Genomic DNA, 20055 nt, shown 5'->3' on the forward strand with positions numbered 1-20055 from the left:
TTCCTGATGCCGCTACTGTCAACGCAGTCGCTGTTGCATCGATACAATAGGTCGCCCCTACTGGTGCTGTTGTTATTGCTGTCGCTGGAGTAACCTCTACCGCTACTGCTGCTGAGGTTGCTGGCTTACAGTTACCATTTACAACCACGTAATAATATGTAATACCAACAACTGAAGCGCTTGGCTTGTAAGTAGAAGTCGTTGCCCCGGAAATCAATTCACCCCCAGTATTTGAATTAGTAGTATTGCGATACCACTGATATGAATTGGCTCCTATTCCTGATCCTGTAGCCGTAACGCTCAAGTTGGTCACATTTCCAGGCAAAGTCCCTTGACAATAGGTAGCCCCTACTGGTTGACCAGTAATCACCACTGCGTCCAAGTTATTAGTGTCTGTGATCGTAATCTTATAATCCTCTACCTCTCCATTGTCAGCCGTGCCTCTAGGTGTCAAATTATTGACTGTACTGATTCTTACTCGTAAATAGGAAGTTCCTGGCACTGCGTCACAAGGAACTGATACAACCACAGAATTATTTGTATTTGAACCTGAAACAGATTGGTTAACAATAAACTGCTCACCAACATCCAAAAAATCACCATCACGGTTCCAGTCTATCCAGCCGCTCATAATACCTGTGCCCCGTGTATTCACTCGTATTGTTTTTGTACCTCCTGCATTGAAGGAACCACTTAGAGTAGATCCATCCCCATTGAATACCCCATCCTCATCATCTACATTTCCAATATTTGCTAAATCTACCGATGAGTTATCATCCCCGTCTGCATTTGGTGATGGTAAAGCAACTGGCTCCCTATCTACAATATTCCCAAATCGCGGGGTTGAATTAATATTTGTACTATTTGAAATTAAGTGATTTGGAGCACCATAAGTGACAGGGGCATCACTGTAATCCCCTTCTGCAGGTACAAAACCAGGTATACATAGAACATAAAACGAGAAAAGTCGGTCACTCTGAGTTCCCGAACCAGTACCTCTATAATTAACACCAAACTTCCACTTGAAAGAAGAAACATCTGTAAACTCTATTCGGACCATTCGGTCAAAAACGTTAATTGGAATACCATCAGCCGAGCCCTGCGTCTTATCCTGATACCTGTTTAAAAAAGGTGCCGGGTCGGTCAACGTCTCAATATTCGCTGCTGCACCTTGTCCAAAAGTAGCTGTTCCACCACCCGTGACCGCCTGGAATTCATTCACAGAAGAAACTCCATCCACATCGACCAAATAGGCATTGAAAGCGGGGATCTGAATAGGTGAAAAACCAGTTATTTCGCCTGTTGACGTGTTATAAGTCCCAGTCCCAAATTCAAAGTTGAAAATACCAAAGCCTTGTCCTGAACTCGTACTGGAATTAGGTCTAAAAGATGGCTGCAATGCACTTGGATAACCAGCACTGGTATTGTCAAAAAGCGAAATTTGACCATTTGTCTCTTGCTCAATAGTAACACGGGCGTGAACTACAATATTCCCCGGTAAGGTGACAACATTCCTAAAAGTATAAACATCATTGACTTGATATCGACTTGATAACGAAGAAGAAGACGGATTCCCAGAACCCAAAACCTTTATCCCATTCTCAAAATTCAAATTAAAAATCCCTTGACAAAAATCAGGAAAGTCTTCCAATAACCTCGCATTTGTCTGATTCGAAAGCATCCTCGCTCCCGATCGATTATTCCCCAAATTTTGAAAATCAACATAAGGAATGACATCCTTTTCTCCTTCGGATGATACTAACCCTTTGGTTTGAGCCTGACCTAGCACAGGTAAAACTATCCCTCCCAAAAAAATCAACCAAACAGCTAAAAGTTTGATAATTCCTGAAAAATTTCTAGCCAGAATACTTAATCCTTTTTTATCTAGGCTTGGACTAGTGTGACAATTGGATATAATGTCCATATCGTAAGTTGTTAAAATTTCGATTTTGTAAAATCCTATCAATAATGAATTCTATCAGAATTATAAAACACTGAAATGCCTTTAAACAGAATAAAATTTCTATTCCAAGATCAAAATAAAATTTTATAAAGGTTCAGACCCATGGGTTCCGCTGCTTTCATTAAAACAATTGGCAACAGGTCACCACTATTTTGCCATAAAAATACAACTTATTGTATTTCATATACAAGTAAGTAACAGAAAAATTTATTTGAAATGCATTTTTATGCATACTTTCTATTTCTTAAAATTTATGATTCGGTAGAAAACTAACTTTCTACCCATAGTTTTTAAACCCAAAAAAGGTTGGATTATGACTGGCAAAGAATTCTGTACCTTTATTATCTAACCTAAAATCATTTTTCTATTATGATTGACCAGCAAACGACAATTTCCAAACAAGACAGTGCAAAGGAGATTTTTCAATCCCAGAAAAAAACCGCTTTGGACTGGCGGCTTTCTACCTTTAAAGAAAGAATAGCTAGAATAAAGCTTATTCGAGATTGGGTTAAAGAGAACAAAGTAGATATCCAAAACGCAATTTTCGAAGATTTCAAAAAACCAGCAGCAGAAACAGACCTATCTGAAGTATTTCCAATTACCTCGGAGATCAATCACACCATCAGTAAATTAGGATCATGGATGAAGCCACAAAAAGTGGGAACCCCACTTGCAATGATTGGCACAAGTGGTAAAATAATCTATGAACCAAAAGGAGTTTCGCTGATAATTGGCCCTTGGAATTATCCATTTAACCTGACCATCGGCCCTCTAATATCCGCATTGGCTGCAGGTTGCCCTGTTATTATTAAGCCTTCGGAGCTCACACCACACACGTCTGAGTTGATCCATAGAATGATCTCTGAATTATTCAAACCTTCAGAGGTCATGGTTTTTCAAGGTGGAGTAGATATGGCGAAGTCTCTTCTGGCTTTGCCTTTTGACCATATATTCTTTACTGGTAGCCCAAGTGTAGGAAAAATAGTCATGGAAGCCGCTGCCAAAAATCTTACTTCTGTGACTCTCGAGTTAGGCGGGAAATCTCCGGTTATCATTTCCCCTGAGGCAGATCTAAAAGATGCCGCTGAAAAACTAATTGGGGGTAAGTATATCAACGCAGCTCAAACCTGTGTCGCTCCAGATTATATTTTTGCTCATTCTGAAGTAAAAGAAAGACTCATTCTAGAAATGAAGTCAGCTATTCAAAGAATGTATGACCCAAACTTTGAAGGCATTGAAAAATCCAAGGATCTCGCCAGAATCATCAATGAAAAGAATTTTGATCGATTGAATGCTATGCTTAAGGATGCGATTCAACTTGGAGCAAAGATCGAGTTTGGAGGAAGTGTAAATCAACGGGATCGATTCATTGAACCCACCTTGCTGACTAATATCAATCATTCTATGAAAATCATGCAAGAGGAAATATTCGGGCCACTCCTACCAATACTGGAGTATTCAGAGCTAGATCATGCCATATCCTTTATCAATGCTAACCCGAAGCCACTTGCACTTTATTATTTTGGAAAAAAGGGCCAGGAATCATCCAGAGTTCTAAAAGAAACTAGTTCTGGAAACGCGGTATTAAATGATTGCGTGATACATTTTCTTCACCCAAACCTACCGTTTGGCGGAGTGAATAACAGCGGGATTGGTAGCGCTCACGGACATTTTGGGTTTCTTGCATTTTCTCACCAAAAAGGTGTTTTATCTCAAAGGGTGGGCTATAACAATGTATCCTTAATGAGACCTCCCTACACCACCGCAACTCGAGAATTGATCAGCAAGCTGATCAAATGGCTTTAATCATCTCTAAACTATGAATGGGGTTTTTCAAAAAACAAGTTTAATTGCAGTAGTTGCTCTTTTCCTATTGAGTTGTGACAGGAGTACTGATGCTTTTCCAGATGAAGCAACTGCAATCGATCTGTTAGATCAACCTTATGGGGCAAATCCTCGGCAAAAAATGGATGTGTATTTGCCGGCAGGCAGATCTCAGAAAGACACCCCGCTACTAATCTATATACATGGAGGAGCTTGGATTGAAGGCAGCAAAGAGGAATTTAATGAATTTAGATCAGCCCTTTCTACAGCCTTACCGGAATATGCATTCGCTTCTATCAATTATAGCTTATTCAACTTAAATACTGGTGCTAATAAATTTCCTACCCAAGAAAATGAGATAAAAGAAGCCATCACCTATATCCAAAGCAAATCACTTGAATGGAATATTTCAGACACTATAATACTTGCAGGCGCAAGTGCGGGTGGACACTTAGCTTTATTACATGCCTATAAGCATGCGTCAATAGGAAATATTAAAGCGGTAGTCGCCTTTTTCTCCCCTACAGACTTAGCAGAATTGTATGACTTTAATTTTCTTACCGTCGCTGGACTTAGAGGTTTACTCGGAGGAAATCCATCAGAGAACCCCACTGCTTATGCAGAATCCAGTCCTATTACCTTTGTTGACGAGCAAGCTGTGCCCACCATATTTTTTCATGGGACAGTTGACCAGGTGGTTCCTATTTCACAAAGTGAACTGCTGGCCATAGCACTATCTGAAGCTGGGGTGCCTCATGAATTTATTAAAGTACCCAATCAAGGGCATGGCTTTACGCCCGAAACCTATTCAGCTTTATTTCAGCAAGCTGCACACTTTTTAGCGGAATTTTTAAACTAAAAAACCCTGCAATTGCGGGGTTACCATGCTTTCAGACTCGCTCGAGTCCCGTAGATTTTGCGCTCATCTTGATGGCTCGTACTACTTTTTCTGAAGGTTGAAGCTGGATTTGATCCATTTGCTCTATTGTGCTCAGCATCTCCACATATTCTTGCATCAGTGAGTCATCACTATGCAAGGCTTGCACTAAGAGTTCTTGCTCTACCTCCGGCATTTCTTGGTAAATATACCTTACCAAGTCATTTGGGGTAAATGGTTTTATCATATGCGAAATTTAGTTGTTTCATCTTCTTCCTTAAGTGAATAAGCGCGTATCGCATTCTTCCTAAGGCGGTATTTATACTCACTCCTGTCTGATCTGCTATCTCCTGGAAACTCAAATCCAAGTAATGCCTCATGATCAAAACTTGCTTCTGAGCATCAGGAAGCTCTTCTATCAAGCGCTTCACCAATTCAATATTTTCCTCTCTAACTTGACGGTCTTCTACATTTTCTTCGGCAAATTTCAACGAATTGAAAATGTTCGAACCATCCTCCATCAGAATAGTCGGATATCTCTTGGCTTTCCTGAAATAGTCAATGGCCAAGTTATGAGCTATCCGCATCACCCACGGCTGGAACTTCCCTTCCTCATTGTACTTGTCAGAGTTGAGAGTTTTGACCACTTTGACAAATACATCTTGCAGCAAATCCTCGGCTACCTTCTGATCCTTGACGATCAGAAAAATGGTGGTGAACATTTTACCTTGATATCGATCTACTAATAGATCAAAGGCAGCATCACTACCATTACGATACTGTGCTATCAATTCGCTGTCCTTTGGACCAATTCGTTTACTCATTTTTAGTTGGTTTATTATAAACGTAAAGGTCTAGGCCATAGTATTCAATAAGAGTGAAAGAAAAAGATTATGCTTTAAAAGTAGGACTTCAAAAACAACTGTCCAAAGAAAATTTGAGGATTTTAACTCAAAGAGTGAAGTCAAAAGACAATCCAAATTATATTTCACAAAGTTGACTAAATGCAAATTATAACTAATAGAAATCAACACTCCAGAGCCTACAATTACCAATGTTTATGCCAAAAAGTATTATCATCAACTTCCAAGAGAAAGTAATTTGAAGGGAATCGAGCAGAACAATTCGAGCGCATTACCTATCTTCGCGGTGACAGAAATAAAAAAATACGACAATGGAATTGAGTGGAAAAGTAATTCAAAAACTACCCGAAGTAGGTGGAAATTCAAAAAGTGGAAATGCCTGGAGAAAGCAGGAATTCATCATTGAAACTGGGGGACAATACCCTAAAAAAGTCTGCGTGTCTCTGTGGGGAGATAAAATCGATCAATTCTCAATAGCTGAAGGTGCCAACGTAACTTTGGGCATAGATGTCGAAAGTAGAGAATACAATGGACGCTGGTACACGGAAGTCAAAGCTTATAAGGTAGAACAAAGCGGAGGCAGATCAGCTGCACCTTCAGATATGCCAGAGATGGACACTTTTCACTCTGATGGAGAGGAAGACAAGTTGCCTTTCTAAGACTTAACTGCCATGTGGGACGATGACGATGAGGCTGATTGGGATGAAGATGATGAGTATGATGCGCGCAAGGAGCATGAGAAAATCTATAAACATCCTTTGATGAAGAAAGCCAAAGATATTTTTGCCTTGACCCGAGCTCTGGTAGGAAGTCTAGATGAAGCAAGGAAAGAACTCTATGGCAACATCATGATGGAAGATGCAATGGTAATGAGTGCCAAATTCGCAGGTGCCGAATCGATCTCTGATTACGTATTGAAGATGGAAAAGGCCGTAATCATGAAAGTCCACGCAAAAAGTCTCAACTCTATGACTTATCAATTGGCGATGGAAGAAACCCACGCCGAAGAGCACTTGGAGCTTCTCCGAGAGGCTATTGAAGAATATCGAAAGTTATTTCTCGAGTGGCAGAGAGGTTTTGACCGTTCGGAAAAACTTGATGATGGCTGGGGAATCTTTACAGATTAGCCTCTTCCAAATTGAAAACCAAAATAGGCGCCGAGTACCATCAATACTAGTGTGATCACGCCCAGAAGAACGAGTACATCCAGTGGCACCTCCCAAGGCACATCTCCAATCTTAAATTTTATTATCCTCTTCCAGTTCATGGCAATAAATTTAAAATGCGGCTCCATAGCCGCATTTTCTATTTATTAAGTATTTCTTTCCAACCTTTCGCTTCTAACAAAGCTGCTGATTCTTCTACCTTTTCTTTCAATGTCTTCTTATAGGCGTCCAGATTTTCTCCTACTCTAGTATCAAAAGCTCCTACCATAGAGGCTGCTAGAATTCCAGCGTTTTTCCCACCGTTCAAAGCAACAGTAGCAACAGGAATACCGCCTGGCATCTGTAATATCGACAAAATACTATCCCAGCCATCGATAGAATTCGAGCTTTTAATCGGAACTCCAATCACAGGCAAACTAGTCATAGATGCTACCATCCCTGGCAAATGAGCCGCACCACCTGCACCGGCAACGATTACCTTAATTCCTCGATCACGAGCTGAATGTGCATAATCTATCATCCTCTGCGGTGTACGATGTGCCGAAACTACTGTCAATTCGTACGCAACACCTAGCTCTTCGAGCATTTGTGCAGCCTCAGCCATGATCGGCAGATCTGATTGGCTGCCCATGATTATTCCTACTTGTGGATTCATTGTATCGCTTTGATTTTAATTAATTCTTTGATTCGTTGTGCTTTTTCCTTTAAATCTGAAACCGAATCAGACAATAAGGTGACATGTCCCATTTTTCTAAAAGGCTTAGTGATCTTCTTTCCATATAAATGAATATAAACACCCTGCTCAGCCAGCGCTTCTTCTTGACCTTCCACAAGCACGGGACCCGTGAATCCATCTTCTCCCAGCAAGTTAATCATAGCTGCGGGACATCTTAACTCAGGATTGCCAAGTGGCCAATTCATCACAGAACGTAAGTGCTGCTCAAATTGGGAAGTGAAATTCGCCTCAATTGTATGGTGACCGCTATTGTGCGGACGCGGTGCCACTTCATTGACTAGAACTTCTCCTTCTTTGGTCACAAACATCTCAACAGCTAAAATACCCACCATGCCTAATTTTAAAATCACATCCTTAGCAATCTCCTCTGCTTTTGTGGCGATCTCCTGAGAGATTTCAGCTGGCGCAAAAAGAAATTCCACCAGATTAGCTGTAGGGTGAAAAGCACATTCAACTGCCGGATAGGCAATCAAATCACCCGCTTCATTTCTTGCCACCGTAACAGCTATCTCCCGTTCGAAATCAATCAGCTTCTCAAGCAAGCCTGGCGCATCAAATGCATACTCCAAATCCTTATCACTCCTCAATACCTGAACCCCTCGACCGTCATAGCCTTCCTTTCCAAGTTTATTTACCGCTGGAAGAAAATCAGCATTGTGGATAACTTCAGCCTTATTTTCTGTGAGGATAAAATCAGCTGTTGGAATATTGTGTAGCTGATAGAATTGTTTCTGTTTCCGTTTGTCTTTGATAAGACTAAGAATATGAGGTTGTGGATAAACCTTTTTTCCTTCACGCTGTAATTGCTCAAGCGCTTCAGTATTAACGCTTTCAATCTCCACCGTGATCACATCACATCCATGACCAAAAGCATAAACGGTATCGTAATCTTTCAGCGAACCGACAGAGAAACGCTGAGATAAATCTTTGCAGGGTGCATTTGGATCGGGATCCAAAATGTGGATATCCTGATTGTAGTTGATCGCTGATTGAATAAGCATTCTGCCCAATTGACCTCCTCCGAGGACTCCCAATATGCGTGGTTGAGATGGTATTGCCATAGTGTTTAAGTAATCAAAAATTGAACTAGTATATCTGAATGAGCGTATCCGTGGCTAGTTATTAAAACGAATGCCCATCAATTCCATGAGTTTATGCGCATTAAAACTAGGACATGCTCCTCGTTTTATTTTGTAATCAAAATCAATGGTCTGATCATGAATTTCCGAATGAAAACTGTAATTCTTTACGGTATCCATACGAGTTTCCAAGTCGGCCAACTCAATATCATGTGTACTGATGATACCCATCCCACGAGTGTTATTGACTTGGCTGATGAGCGCTTCCGATCCAGCTATTCGATCTTCTGTATTAGTGCCTTTTAGAATTTCATCTAGCAAAAAGAATATCTCTTCGCCACTTTCTATTCTATCGATAAGCTGTTTGATCCGGCTTAGCTCAGCATAAAACGAACTCACACTTTCACCAAGATTGTCCGTATTTCTCATACTCGTATAGAGTTGAAAATTACTGAATCCAAACTCCTCCGCAAAAGGACTCAAGCCTAGGTTCACCAACACACAATTAACCCCCAGCGTTCGCATGAAGGTCGTTTTCCCACTCATATTTGCGCCCGTAAGTAAAATCAACTGTTGGTTGGCATTGATCATGAAGTCATTCGCTACCGCCACCTGAGGGTGAAGTAGCGGATGAGCAACCGCCCTACCAAGCAGCCCTTTTTCCACGGAAATCACTTTTCCCTTACCCCCAACTTCATATTCGAAAGCCCCCAGGGAAATCATGACTTCCCACTCGGTCAGTTGAGCTGGAAAATGAGCAACCACCTGACCGTGCTTCTTTTTCCAAGAAATCAGCCTGAGAAATAAAAATAGATCTGTCCAAAAAAGTAGGTTCAATGGAATATAAAGGAGGTTAATTCGATTCTCCACCCAAAGCCCCAAGCTATCCAACTGATCAAAAAGTGTGGAAGCTTTGAGCCCATCGGTAAGAAATGGAGCTTGCATTTTTTTTAGAAGAGACGATTCAAACTTTTCACCCTCCAGAATTGCCAGCCAATACCGGTAGGTTTTTAGCTGATTTCTACTTGGCAAAGACTCTGAAGCATTTTTTAATGGGTTAAAAACCAAGCCTAAAAACACCAATCCTATCAAAACCCACACCCCAACCAATGCGCCTGGAATAATGCCTAGAAAACTCAAAACTAAGACCGAAATCCCCCCGAGTGGCCCTACAAATGCAAAAATGGAAATTAAGAAGGTACTTTTCTCCTGCTGATTGAGCCAGTTGACCCAACCTGAATTCACTTTTTCCTCAGTATAAAAAGCTAACCCAATACTTTCCATTGCTTGGAGAACTCTGGGTTTTGTGGACAATTCTGAGGAGGCCATTCGAAGCGGATCTGCTTTCTTCAAATCAAAATCTGCCTTCATTTTGGCTGCAAGCGATTCCTTCCCCTTTTTGGATACCGTATGATTGAGCAGTTGAAACAAAGAATGGTCACCAAACAAGTCCAAGTCATTGGAAAAAGGATGTTTCTTATCTTGAAATTCACTCCCCATTTCCAGGTCATTCAGCTTCCTTTCTACTCGCATTGCCCTGTTAAGATTCATTGTCTCCAGAGCTAAATAAATAGCCTCTTGATCTTTCTGAACATTATATTTCCTGATCAAGCTGATAAAAGCATATGCCGCAGCCAAAAAACCAAAAAATAAATAAGGACTCTCAGAAATAGACAAAACGAACAACGCACCCATTGCAAAAAACACAATCAACCGCAATAATGATAGTGTTGACGCCTTTTTTTTTACCGTTTTCAGCTTCTCTTCGAGACCAGAATTTTCAAAATCAAACCCATTCATGCCCAAAGATAGGAATTGAACCAAGCTTAGTATTGAAATTGGCGCAATCCTTGCCACATATTCAAATTTTAGCCAGGATGAGTCGTTTGTACAGTATCAAAAAGAAAAGGCATGAAAAAGAAAAACGATAAAAAAGAAGCAGAAAAAGAAATTGAAATCGAAGATTGGGAAATGTCTGAAGGAATGGGAATTTTACCTGATGATGTCCCATTTACTCAAAATATCGGCTGCGTAGGTGGAAGTACCAAAGTCCCCACCAAAAAACCTATAAAGAAAAAATCATAAATTAATCTCTCATGAAATCGAGCATGACGAATAACGTTACACACTGGGATGATTATAACCATGCGAGATTCCATATGGCCATTAAAGTTAAAATTATAAACATATGAAAAACACCCCTAAATTTCCATTTTTGGCTTGTGTGCTTATCGCATCAATGCTAGTGTTCAGTTGTGACATGAACGATAGTCCAGAGGCTCCCGTACCTGAATTATCTGTAGTCGAAGAAAATAGTCAGGTAATCAGCACTTTCGAAGACGTCGATTACATCACTCTTTCTGCCTTAAGTAGCTCTGGACTAAACGCCAGAACAACCGTGGATCTTCCTGGAGGCAATCTATGCGAAGGGACTATCATCAAACTAGATAATGCTGCCAAATTGATCACCATTGATTTTGGAGCTGGCTGTACTAATAACTACGGCGTGGTAAGAAAAGGAAAAGTGAAAATAGCCTATACAGCCAACTTGCTTTTTCCTGGCTCAGAAATCACCACAACTTTCGAAGGTTATGAAGTAGATGGCCTGAAAGTAGAAGGAACTAGAAAAATCACAAATAAAGGTGTAAACGGGGGGAACAATAGCATTACCCTGGGCGTCTCCATTCAGAATGGAAAAGTGACTTGGCCGAACGCTACCTTTTTTACAATCAATAGCGAGCAACAGCGGGTTATTACACTTGGAACTCAAGGTGCATACGAAGTTTCTATCACAGGAACTGCCGCTGGAAAGAGCCGAGAAGGGGTTGACTATATTACATCCACCAATGAACCATTGATCTATACAAAAAACTGCATGGATTCTGGCATTACTTATCCTATCGGTGGAATTCAGAAATTTCAATTCTTAGGTATTGAAGTCTCAGTAGATTACGGTGATGAGACATGTGACAAACTCGCCACAGTCTTCTATCCCGGAGGATCAAAAGCGATCACACTAGACTAATTCTCTCTAATATCTTAAATCAAAACGGCTATCTTTCGAGGTAGCCGTTGTTGTTTATGGAAAAGAAAAAAATTGAGGGTTTTGAGCATATTCGGTATGAACGTCCGCAGCTCAGCCAAGAAGAAATGATCCAGCGCTCCGAGCATTTTTATCAAGAAATGGATCAGCGACGAACCGTTCGGGAGTTTGACCCCAGACCTGTTCCACTAGAGGTGATGGAAAATATAATCCTCACAGCTAGTACAGCCCCATCTGGAGCACACAAACAGCCTTGGACTTTTTGCCTTATTTCTGATCCCAGTATCAAAAAGAAAATCAGAGATGCAGCCGAAGAGGAGGAGAAAATTAGCTATTCCACTCGGATGCCGGAAAACTGGAAAGCTGATCTCAAACCTCTAGGTACCAACTGGGAAAAGCCATTTTTGGAAGAAGCTCCCTATCTGATAGTAGTTTTCAAGCAATCTTATGGATTGGAAAACGGCCAGAAGTCGCAGCATTACTATGTCAACGAATCGGTGGGAATCGCCTGCGGTTTCCTGATAGCTGCAATTCATCAAGCTGGGCTGACGGCTGTCACACACACGCCTAGTCCCATGAATTTTCTCAGCGAAATACTTGAACGACCATTCAATGAGAAACCCTATCTATTAATTCCTGTAGGCTATCCAAAAGCAGAAACCTATGTGCCAGCTATTGAAAGAAAGCCGCTTCATGAGGTAATAAAAAGATTCTAAACTAAAAAAGGCGATCAATAGTGATCGCCTTTTCTAGTTTAGAATGAGTTTTTAAGAGTTGGCTTCCTCCTCGGCAGCCTTCTCTTTGATTTGATGTACCACGCGCTGAGGGAAAGGAATTTCTATTCCTGCCTTCTCAAATTCAGTATTTATAGCTTCCATCCCATCAAAATAAACTGGCCACATTTCAGAAGATTTTGCCCAAACTCTCACGACCATATCAAGTGAACTATCTCCAAAATTTTGTAAAGCGACAAATGGAGCAGGATCTTGCAATACCCTAGGATCATTATTGAAGATGTTCAGAATAATTTCTTTAGCTTTTTTAATATTGGTACCATAGGCTACTCCAACTTTGATTTCAGCTCTCCTAGTTTCCTGCGTACTCATATTGACGATATCGGAATTCGCCAGACTACCATTTGGTATGATCACTTCCTGATTATCAAAAGTCATCAGATGGGTATAAAGAATCTGTACTCTGTTCACGGTTCCGGTATGTCCTTGCGCCACGATAACATCCCCAACTCTGAACGGCTTAAATGCTAAAATGAGTAGGCCTCCGGCAAAATTCGATAGTGATCCCTGCAAGGCCAAACCAATGGCTAAACCGGCAGCACCAAATATGGCTAAGAATGAACTTCCCGGTACACCCAAAATCATAAGGACACCCACAATTAGAATAGCATAGAGCAAAATTTTGGCAAAACCATATAGAAACTCATTCAATGAGGGAGAATCGTCTCTTCGCTCCAAAAATCTCCTTAGCCCTATCAGCAATTTTTTGATGATAGCTCTCGCTACAAAATAAAAAATCAGTGCACCAATAATACTCAGTGCGATTGAAACTGCTAGACTTATCCCATCTGCATATAATGCATCAGCTGTTTCTTGAGATATTCCAAAGTCTTCCATTGTAATATATTTTTTGGTTGAATAATGATTTTTAATAGGTATGACTATCCGTAATAATTCCAATAGCTAGTATTCCCCAACTCATCCGGATAGAAGTCCGAAGACAGGGGACCAAAGAGGCCTCAACTCTTAAGTTAAGCAAATCCTATCTAACTTTTTGCCTTAGACATGACTGGTGACAAAGTGGATATACATGCATTAAAATATAATATTCACTTGCCAGCGAAAAGCCCAATGCCAGCTAATTTCATAGTGTTTGATTTGGGCAGCTTTCAAAATCCTTTCCCAATCTGACCTAGAAAAGCTCCTCAATACCGATAAAGAGGCGTCATGCTGGACCATCTTTGATTTGCTAAATACCCGCGTCAGCCATTTGATGCTGTAATACGCAAAAGGATGGCGGTGCAAATCGTTGATCACTATTCCCAGGCGTGATTTTTCTCGTAGGGATTTTAGTAAGGATACTAGCTCGCTATCGTTAAAATGATGTGTAAAGAGCGTACAAGTAGAAATATCTACTTTTTCTTCTGAAAATTCAACGTCAAAAACATTTTGAACCCTCCAGGTAATTTCGGGTAAGTCAGCTAATCTAACCGCAGCAAGTTCAATAATGTTCCTGTTGGCATCGATTCCTGTGAAATTGAGTGCTTTTTGGTGGTTTTTCGCCCAGTCATCCATCACCCGAATCATATCCCCACCTCCACATCCTATATCTGCTATGTAATAAGTTGGTTGTGGAAAACTCTTGAAAACCTTGGCCAGTCCGGAAGTCGTCACATAGTTCCCACCCAGCCAGCGATTGATGGTTTTCAGCTCACGCAAGGTTTGATTTAGCTCTTCACCCGAGCAGTTGAGGTCATCCATGAGTTCTTTTTCCTCACTTCGCTGCGCAAAAATACTCATGACTTATCCAGCAGTAGAGTTTCCAAAGTAAGCCCCGGCCCAAATCCCATGGAGAGTATTTTTCCCTGAATCTCATCATCGTGAAGCATTCGCTCCAGGACAAAAAGTATGGTAGCCGAAGACATATTACCAAACTGATCTAGTACTCGCATCGCATGCGCATTCACGGACTCAGACAAGCCAAAGGCTTCTTGCACCTTATTCAAAATCTGTTTGCCACCGGGGTGAATGGCGAAGTTATCCACAGAGGACAACTGGAACCGCTCTTCGAAGTCTGCCTTTAACTTGCCAATGCCCTGATCCAGAAGGCTAGGAATATACTTGCTCAGCCTCATCTCAAAGCCAAAATCACCGATTCCCCAGGCCATATCTTCTTCGCCTTCCCGTAGGACCTGGCTGAGATAGGAGTGAATTTTCAAGCCAGAATCAGAATTCATCACCAAAGCCGCGGCGGCTCCATCCCCAAAAAGTGAATTAGCCAGAATATTATCTTCCACATACTCCTTCTGAAAATGTAGGGTGCAAAGCTCCACTGAGACCAGCATTACCTTGGCAGCAGGCTCTGCTTTCACTATTTTGTCGGCAAGCTTCAATCCCGTGAAGCCTGCATAACAGCCCATGAAGTGAATACAATACCTCTCCACCGCATCATCCAAATCCAAAAGCTTCATCAATTCCAACTCTACTCCTGGTGCTACCATCCCCGTACAGGAAACCAAAATAAGATGGGTAATTTCTTCGGGTTTGGTTTCAGTTTTAGCGAGGCAATTGGTCACTGCATCTCTGCAAAGCTCTGGAGCCGTTTTCCTGAAAACTTCCATTCTAGCTTTGGTACTGGGAAAAGGCTCAAAGTCTTTACTTTTAGGAAAAAAAGTAAAATCCTCCTGATCAGATTTTTCAAAATCACTCAAAACAGAATGGCGACTGGAGATTCCAGATTTTCTATAAAGAAAACTCAACTTCCTAGCTTCGAGCTCATCCAGTTGATGGGCTTTCTGCATAAAACTAGCAATAGAAGATTGAGCTATTGGTTTTCCGGGATTCGCCAAACCGATACTGACGATTGCTGTACTCATATATAAAAAATTGATCGGTGAGAAAGTATGACCATGGTTTGTTTTTTAGTGGTTTAGGTGAAGTTCAATTTCGAAAAAGATGCCAACTTATCGCTAGATAAGTTCCCGTTGTTTCAATCAAGTTAATCGAATATTTCTAAATTGGCTGAATACAGGTAACCATCTCTCTCCAGAAAAGTTATTCTTCCAACTCACTTACGACATGATTACAACTTCTAGCCTTAGGCATCTCCGCATTCCTTTTTCTCTATTTTTGATGCCTGTCTTCTTTTTTGCGCTAGCACTTACGCCTAATCACAATGAATCCAGAATCTTATGGGTTTTCCTAGCCCTGCATCTTTTTCTATATCCTTCGAGTAACGGCTACAACAGCTATTTTGACAAAGATGAAGAGAGTATAGGTGGACTGAAGCATCCACCAAAAGTCACCAAAGATCTCTATTGGCTTTCCCTGGTATTCTTCCTAGTCGCTCTTGGAATAGGAGCCACGATTAATTTCAGTTTTGCAGGCATGCTGTTGGTCTATGGCTTGGTGAGTATGGCTTATTCTCACCCCAGCATTCGTCTCAAAAAATACCCTTGGCTGAGCTGGTTCATCGCGGGTTTATTTCAGGGATATTTCACGTTTGGGATGGCTTATGCCGGTCTCAGCAATCTAAGTTGGGATGTGTTGACAAAGTCCCATGTGCTGCTACCCGGACTATTGACCAGCTTGATGCTGTGGGGAAATTACCCGCTGACACAGGTCTATCAGCACGGGGAAGATAGCCGTAGAGGAGATCGTACGCTGAGTTTGGTGTTGGGAATCAAAGGCACTTTTCTCTTCGCAGCTTTGGTTTTTATGTGCACCGGAGCTGCTTTTGCTTGGTATTTTTTAGCCAGAAATCAGACTCAAATCCTTTGGATCTACCTTGCCGCCATGACTCCCATCATGCTATACTTTTTGACTTGGTTCAACTTTGTCCGGCTAAATCCTGAGAAATATGCCAATTACTCCTGGGCCATGGGCATGAATTATTTCTCTGCGTTGGCACTCAATGCATTCTTCATTTATTACTTTCTGAAAAACACGCAGATCTTACAGGCGTTGGGAGTTTAAAAAGGTTTTCCATGAGTGTTTTTGATGAGTTGGCCTGCGGCAAAAGGCACGTATTGAATAAGCCTTCGCGCAAAAATCGAAGCCTTTGTAGTTCCAAAAAGCCGTTGTATAGTTCTTCCCAGCCAAAGCCTTTGCTTGAAGAATGAATTCCATGAGGTCTCGTAAAGTGCCTCCACTTCCGCTCTCTCTTTTCCTGACAAAATCGCTTCAGCCGCTAACTTTCCCGATTGAATCGCCATAGCCATGCCATTACCACAAAGAGGCGTGATTAATCCAGCGGAATCTCCAGCCATCAGGATGTGATTCTCCACTGGATTTTTTCGCTCGAAGTTCACCTCATTGATTACTTCAGGCTTTTCAAAAAGAAAATCACTATCCAAAAAATAGTGTCTGAGGTTCGGATTTTTCCACAACACCTCTTTTTCTAATGCTTGTATAGAACCATACGCCCTCAATTGATCTCTGTCTCCCAGATAGCAAAGGTTTACTTTCCCATCCTCTATGGCATTCAGCCCACAATATCCACCGTCAAAATTGTGGAGCGCAACAGAAGAGCTATCAAAATCCGTTTTGATGTGATATTTCACTCCTATATACGGGCTGCGCTTTTGGATAAAACTTCTTTTCAAAACCTTATCCAATTTAGACCTTTTGCCAAAGGCACCAATCACATAGTCCGATTGATACGTATCCCCTCCCGCTACCTCGAGGTGGAAAACCTGACTATTTTCATCAAAATCAACAGACTCCACCTGAACACCCGATTTTACTTCCCCTCCTTTTTCCAAGACCCTCTGAAAGAGATGCTCATCCAGCACGTATCGACTGATTCCAAAACCTCCCAAATCTAAAGGGGTGGATACACTTTTGCCTGTGGTATCCGAAAAAACAAATTTGGTCACCTGGGGAAATGCATAATCCGGTGGCAGCAGATTTTCCCGAGTCAAAAAATCGAGGACTTCATTTGACAGATACTCTCCGCATACCCGGTGAAACGGGTACGCCTTCTTTTCAATCAAAAGAACTTGATGTCCGCTTTTGGCTAGCAAATAGGTAGAAATTAAGCCCGCTAAGCCACCTCCAATTACTATCGTACTGTACTTTTTCTTCACATTTTAACCTTTAAATCCACAATTACACCGCTCATCAAATATGGACACTCCTTACAGATGCTTTAAAGAAATTCACGGTTTAGAAATCAAATAACCAAATAATAACTATGAGAAATACCCTACCCAAATCACTGAGGAGATTGACATTATTCTTAGGTGCGATGGGTGTGATGTTTTATTCTACGGATACTTTTGCTCAGAAAAAGAACAAAAAGGACGCAAAGAAAGAAACAACCACTCCTGCAGCTCCTGCCAAACCAAAAGGTAACGATTCAGATCCAAAACCTTACAAAGAGGTAATCACTGCTAAGGCAAAGTCCAAGGATGGCCTTTTCAAGGTTCACCAGATTGAAAACAAATACTACTACGAAATCCCTGATTCTTTGCTAGGCAGAGACATGTTAATGGTCACTACGATCGCCAAAACTGCCACTGGGATTGGTTATGGCGGTGAGCGTACCAACACGCTGATGCTTCGCTGGGAAAAGAACAACAACGATATCTTCTTAAAAGTTATCTCTGTTAACAACTATGCTGCAGATTCGCTTCCAATTGCATTGGCTGTGAAAAACTCCAACTTGGAGCCATTATTGCAGAAATTCCCTATCAAATCCCTTGGAACGGACTCTACTGGCATCGTCATAGAGGCTACAGATCTATGGGCAAAGGACGTACAAGCGCTTGGTTTGCCAAAAGGACAGCGTACCCAATACAAAGTGAGCCGTTTGGACACAGACAGATCTTACATCGAGCATATCCATACTTATCCGATCAACATCGAGGCAAGATATGTGATGACTTACCTGGCTAGTGATCCTCCTTCAAATAGCTCTACTGGATCTATCACTTTGGAGATGAACTCTTCCATGCTGTTGCTTCCAAAGACACCAATGATGCAACGTCTGGGAGACCAGCGGGTGGGTTGGTTTAGCAGATCTGTGGTAGATTATGGAGCAGATGCTCAGAAAGCTGCTAATCGTACCTTCTTGGATAGATGGAGATTAGAAGTGAAGGATGAGGATATGGCCAAATTCAAAGCAGGTGAGCTTGTAGAGCCGAAGAAGCAGATCGTTTATTACATCGATCCAGCTACTCCTAAGCAGTGGGTTCCTTACTTAATCGCAGGTGTAAATGACTGGCAGGTAGCTTTTGAAGCGGCAGGTTTTAAAAACGCCATTATTGCCAAAGAAGCCCCTACTAAAGAAGAAGATCCAGATTGGAGCCCGGAAGATGCTAGATATTCTGTGATCAGATACTTCGCTTCTGATATTCAAAATGCGTATGGACCGCACGTATCTGATCCTAGGTCAGGCGAAATCCTAGAATCTGATATCGGATGGTATCATAATGTGATGAACCTTTTGAGAAACTGGTTCTTTATTCAGACCGCAGCTATCAACCCAGATGCGCAGAGCGTACAATTCAAAGATGAAGTGATGGGAAGATTGATCCAGTTTGTTTCTTCTCACGAAGTAGGACACACTCTTGGACTTCCACATAACTTCGCTTCTTCTCATGCTTACCCAGTAGAGAAATTGAGGGATGCGGACTTTACCCAAGAATATGGAACTGCGCCATCTATAATGGATTATGCTAGATTCAACTACATCGCACAGCCAGGCGACAAAGGTGTAAGCCTGATGCCAAACGTAGGTCCTTATGATAAGTATTCTATCGCTTGGGGTTATAGACCTATTCCTGATGCTGCTACTCCAGAAGACGAATTAGCGACTTTGGACAAGTGGATCTTGGAAAAACAAGGTGATCCAATTTACAGATATGGACGTCAGGGAAATAGCTATGACCCTACTGCACAAAGCGAAGACCTAGGTGACAACTCCATGAAAGCTTCTGAATATGGTATCGCCAATTTGAAGCGCATCATGCCCAACCTAATGGAGTGGACTGCTGAGGACAATAAGCCTTATAAGGACTTTGATGATTTGAAAGAAATGTATGGTCAGGTGATCACTCAATTCAATAGATACATGGGCCATGTAAAAACCAACGTGGGTGGTGTAGCTGAAGTCTATAGAGCTACGGGTCAGGATCTTCCTGTTTATACCCATACTTCCAAAGACATCCAAAAGTCTGCAATTTCCTTCCTGAACAAAGAACTTTTCACTACTCCTGAGTGGATGATGCAAGATGATATCTTCGCTAGAACAGAAGATTTTGGTGCATTGGAAAGAATCCGTGGCGTGCAAGCAGGTACTTTGAATTCGGTTCTTGACCTGGGAAGACTTGGTCGAGTGATCGAAAACGAAGCTCTTAACGGTGATAAAGCATACAAAATGACGGAGCTATTTGACGACCTGAGAAAAGGCATCTGGTCTGAACTTCCTGCTGGCAAAACCATCGATGTTCACAGAAGAGCATTGCAAAGAGCTTACATTGAGCGTATGGAGTACCTGATGACAAGCGATGGACCGAACATCCCAGCTGCAGCAAGAAGCTTCTACGGCCCTCAAATCAACGCCTCTCAGTCTGACATCAGACCTATGGCTAGAGGAGAATTGAAAATCTTGCAGAAAGACATCAAATCTGCAATCTCTAGAACCTCAGACAGAATGTCTAAGCTTCACTTGGAAGATGCGTTAGAAAGAATAAACGCTATTCTTGATCCTAAGTAAGGATAAAAGCTGGAAGACCGAAAAGGAATGACTGAACTAAGGGTAAACTT

20 protein-coding genes are annotated in these 20055 nt (G+C 41.6%); 9 read left to right on the forward strand and 11 right to left on the reverse strand.

Features of this window, described 5'->3' with window-relative positions:
* A partial coding sequence (locus ABJH64_RS06100; protein ID WP_348358151.1) for a GEVED domain-containing protein occupies positions 1-1924 on the reverse strand: 1924 nt, incomplete at its 3' end.
* 408 nt (positions 1925-2332) lie between these two features.
* Between ABJH64_RS06100 and ABJH64_RS06105 the strand changes: the two genes are divergently transcribed.
* Together ABJH64_RS06105 and ABJH64_RS06110 are read left to right on the forward strand one after the other, a co-directional pair.
* Positions 2333-3769, forward strand: a complete 1437-nt coding sequence (locus ABJH64_RS06105) for an aldehyde dehydrogenase family protein (RefSeq protein ID WP_348276154.1) — start codon at positions 2333-2335, stop codon at positions 3767-3769.
* 13 nt (positions 3770-3782) lie between these two features.
* Positions 3783-4646 carry an alpha/beta hydrolase gene (locus ABJH64_RS06110; RefSeq protein WP_348276153.1) on the forward strand — a complete coding sequence of 288 codons (864 nt, stop codon included), beginning with the start codon at positions 3783-3785 and terminating at the stop codon, positions 4644-4646.
* A gap of 31 nt (positions 4647-4677) precedes the next feature.
* Here ABJH64_RS06110 and ABJH64_RS06115 read toward each other — a convergent pair whose 3' ends face one another.
* Both ABJH64_RS06115 and ABJH64_RS06120 read right to left on the reverse strand, forming a co-directional pair.
* Positions 4678-4911, reverse strand: a complete 234-nt coding sequence (locus ABJH64_RS06115) for a hypothetical protein (RefSeq protein WP_348276152.1) — start codon at positions 4909-4911, stop codon at positions 4678-4680.
* A complete protein-coding gene (locus ABJH64_RS06120) occupies positions 4886-5488 on the reverse strand; it encodes a sigma-70 family RNA polymerase sigma factor (RefSeq protein ID WP_348276151.1) in 603 nt (200 codons plus the stop codon). The genes ABJH64_RS06115 and ABJH64_RS06120 overlap by 26 nt, the downstream gene beginning before the upstream one ends.
* 350 nt (positions 5489-5838) lie before the next feature.
* Here ABJH64_RS06120 and ABJH64_RS06125 point away from each other — a divergent pair, with 350 nt between their 5' ends.
* Together ABJH64_RS06125 and ABJH64_RS06130 are read left to right on the forward strand one after the other, a co-directional pair.
* A complete protein-coding gene (locus tag ABJH64_RS06125) occupies positions 5839-6186 on the forward strand; it encodes a DUF3127 domain-containing protein (protein ID WP_348276150.1) in 348 nt (115 codons plus the stop codon).
* Between the two features lie 12 nt (positions 6187-6198).
* The gene (locus ABJH64_RS06130) at positions 6199-6654 is read left to right on the forward strand and encodes a hypothetical protein (RefSeq protein ID WP_348276149.1); all 456 of its coding nucleotides are present in this window, start codon (positions 6199-6201) and stop codon (positions 6652-6654) included.
* Here ABJH64_RS06130 and ABJH64_RS06135 read toward each other — a convergent pair.
* Genes ABJH64_RS06135 through ABJH64_RS06150 form a run of 4 tightly spaced genes read right to left on the reverse strand, consistent with a single transcriptional unit; the run spans position 6651 to position 10332 of the window.
* Entirely contained in the window at positions 6651-6794 is a 144-nt protein-coding gene (locus ABJH64_RS06135; protein ID WP_348276148.1) for a hypothetical protein, read from the reverse strand. The genes ABJH64_RS06130 and ABJH64_RS06135 overlap by 4 nt on opposite strands.
* A 38-nt stretch (positions 6795-6832) precedes the next feature.
* Complete coding sequence (purE, locus tag ABJH64_RS06140; RefSeq protein WP_348276147.1) at positions 6833-7348, reverse strand: 5-(carboxyamino)imidazole ribonucleotide mutase; 516 nt, start codon at positions 7346-7348, stop codon at positions 6833-6835.
* Positions 7345-8490 carry a 5-(carboxyamino)imidazole ribonucleotide synthase gene (locus ABJH64_RS06145; RefSeq protein WP_348276146.1) on the reverse strand — a complete coding sequence of 382 codons (1146 nt, stop codon included), beginning with the start codon at positions 8488-8490 and terminating at the stop codon, positions 7345-7347. The genes purE and ABJH64_RS06145 overlap by 4 nt, the downstream gene beginning before the upstream one ends.
* A 54-nt stretch (positions 8491-8544) precedes the next feature.
* Entirely contained in the window at positions 8545-10332 is a 1788-nt protein-coding gene (locus tag ABJH64_RS06150) for a DNA mismatch repair protein (RefSeq protein WP_348276145.1), read from the reverse strand.
* An 87-nt stretch (positions 10333-10419) separates the two neighbouring features.
* On the opposite strand from ABJH64_RS06150, the gene ABJH64_RS06155 reads away from it, so the two are divergent.
* The 3 genes from ABJH64_RS06155 (at position 10420) to ABJH64_RS06165 (ending at position 12267) form a co-directional block, all read left to right on the forward strand.
* On the forward strand, positions 10420-10593 hold the full coding sequence (locus tag ABJH64_RS06155; RefSeq protein WP_348276144.1) for a hypothetical protein: 174 nt from the start codon (positions 10420-10422) through the stop codon (positions 10591-10593).
* A 103-nt stretch (positions 10594-10696) separates the two neighbouring features.
* Positions 10697-11533, forward strand: a complete 837-nt coding sequence (locus tag ABJH64_RS06160; protein ID WP_348276143.1) for a hypothetical protein — start codon at positions 10697-10699, stop codon at positions 11531-11533.
* A gap of 56 nt (positions 11534-11589) precedes the next feature.
* The gene (locus ABJH64_RS06165) at positions 11590-12267 is read left to right on the forward strand and encodes a nitroreductase family protein (RefSeq protein ID WP_348276142.1); all 678 of its coding nucleotides are present in this window, start codon (positions 11590-11592) and stop codon (positions 12265-12267) included.
* Between the two features lie 51 nt (positions 12268-12318).
* Here ABJH64_RS06165 and ABJH64_RS06170 read toward each other — a convergent pair whose 3' ends face one another.
* From ABJH64_RS06170 to ABJH64_RS06180, 3 genes are all read right to left on the reverse strand, one after another.
* Positions 12319-13182, reverse strand: a complete 864-nt coding sequence (locus tag ABJH64_RS06170; RefSeq protein WP_348276141.1) for a mechanosensitive ion channel domain-containing protein — start codon at positions 13180-13182, stop codon at positions 12319-12321.
* Positions 13183-13380: 198 nt separating this feature from the next.
* A complete protein-coding gene (locus tag ABJH64_RS06175; RefSeq protein ID WP_348276140.1) occupies positions 13381-14085 on the reverse strand; it encodes a methyltransferase domain-containing protein in 705 nt (234 codons plus the stop codon).
* Positions 14082-15161, reverse strand: a complete 1080-nt coding sequence (locus ABJH64_RS06180) for a type III polyketide synthase (RefSeq protein WP_348276139.1) — start codon at positions 15159-15161, stop codon at positions 14082-14084. Before ABJH64_RS06180 ends, ABJH64_RS06175 begins: the two co-directional genes overlap by 4 nt.
* Before the next feature lie 202 nt (positions 15162-15363).
* On the opposite strand from ABJH64_RS06180, the gene ABJH64_RS06185 reads away from it, so the two are divergent.
* Positions 15364-16260, forward strand: a complete 897-nt coding sequence (locus ABJH64_RS06185; RefSeq protein WP_348276138.1) for a UbiA family prenyltransferase — start codon at positions 15364-15366, stop codon at positions 16258-16260.
* Here ABJH64_RS06185 and ABJH64_RS06190 read toward each other — a convergent pair.
* Positions 16257-17372 (reverse strand): NAD(P)/FAD-dependent oxidoreductase, encoded by a 1116-nt coding sequence (locus ABJH64_RS06190; RefSeq protein WP_348299525.1) that lies wholly within the window; start codon positions 17370-17372, stop codon positions 16257-16259. The two genes, ABJH64_RS06185 and ABJH64_RS06190, sit on opposite strands and share 4 nt — an antisense overlap.
* Positions 17373-17479: 107 nt before the next feature.
* Here ABJH64_RS06190 and ABJH64_RS06195 point away from each other — a divergent pair, with 107 nt between their 5' ends.
* Positions 17480-20005, forward strand: coding sequence for a zinc-dependent metalloprotease (locus tag ABJH64_RS06195; protein ID WP_348273868.1), 2526 nt, complete (start codon positions 17480-17482; stop codon positions 20003-20005).
* Positions 20006-20055 lie beyond the last annotated feature (50 nt).

This window comes from Algoriphagus sp. (genome assembly GCF_039969895.1).
Classification (GTDB): Bacteria; Bacteroidota; Bacteroidia; order Cytophagales; family Cyclobacteriaceae; genus Algoriphagus.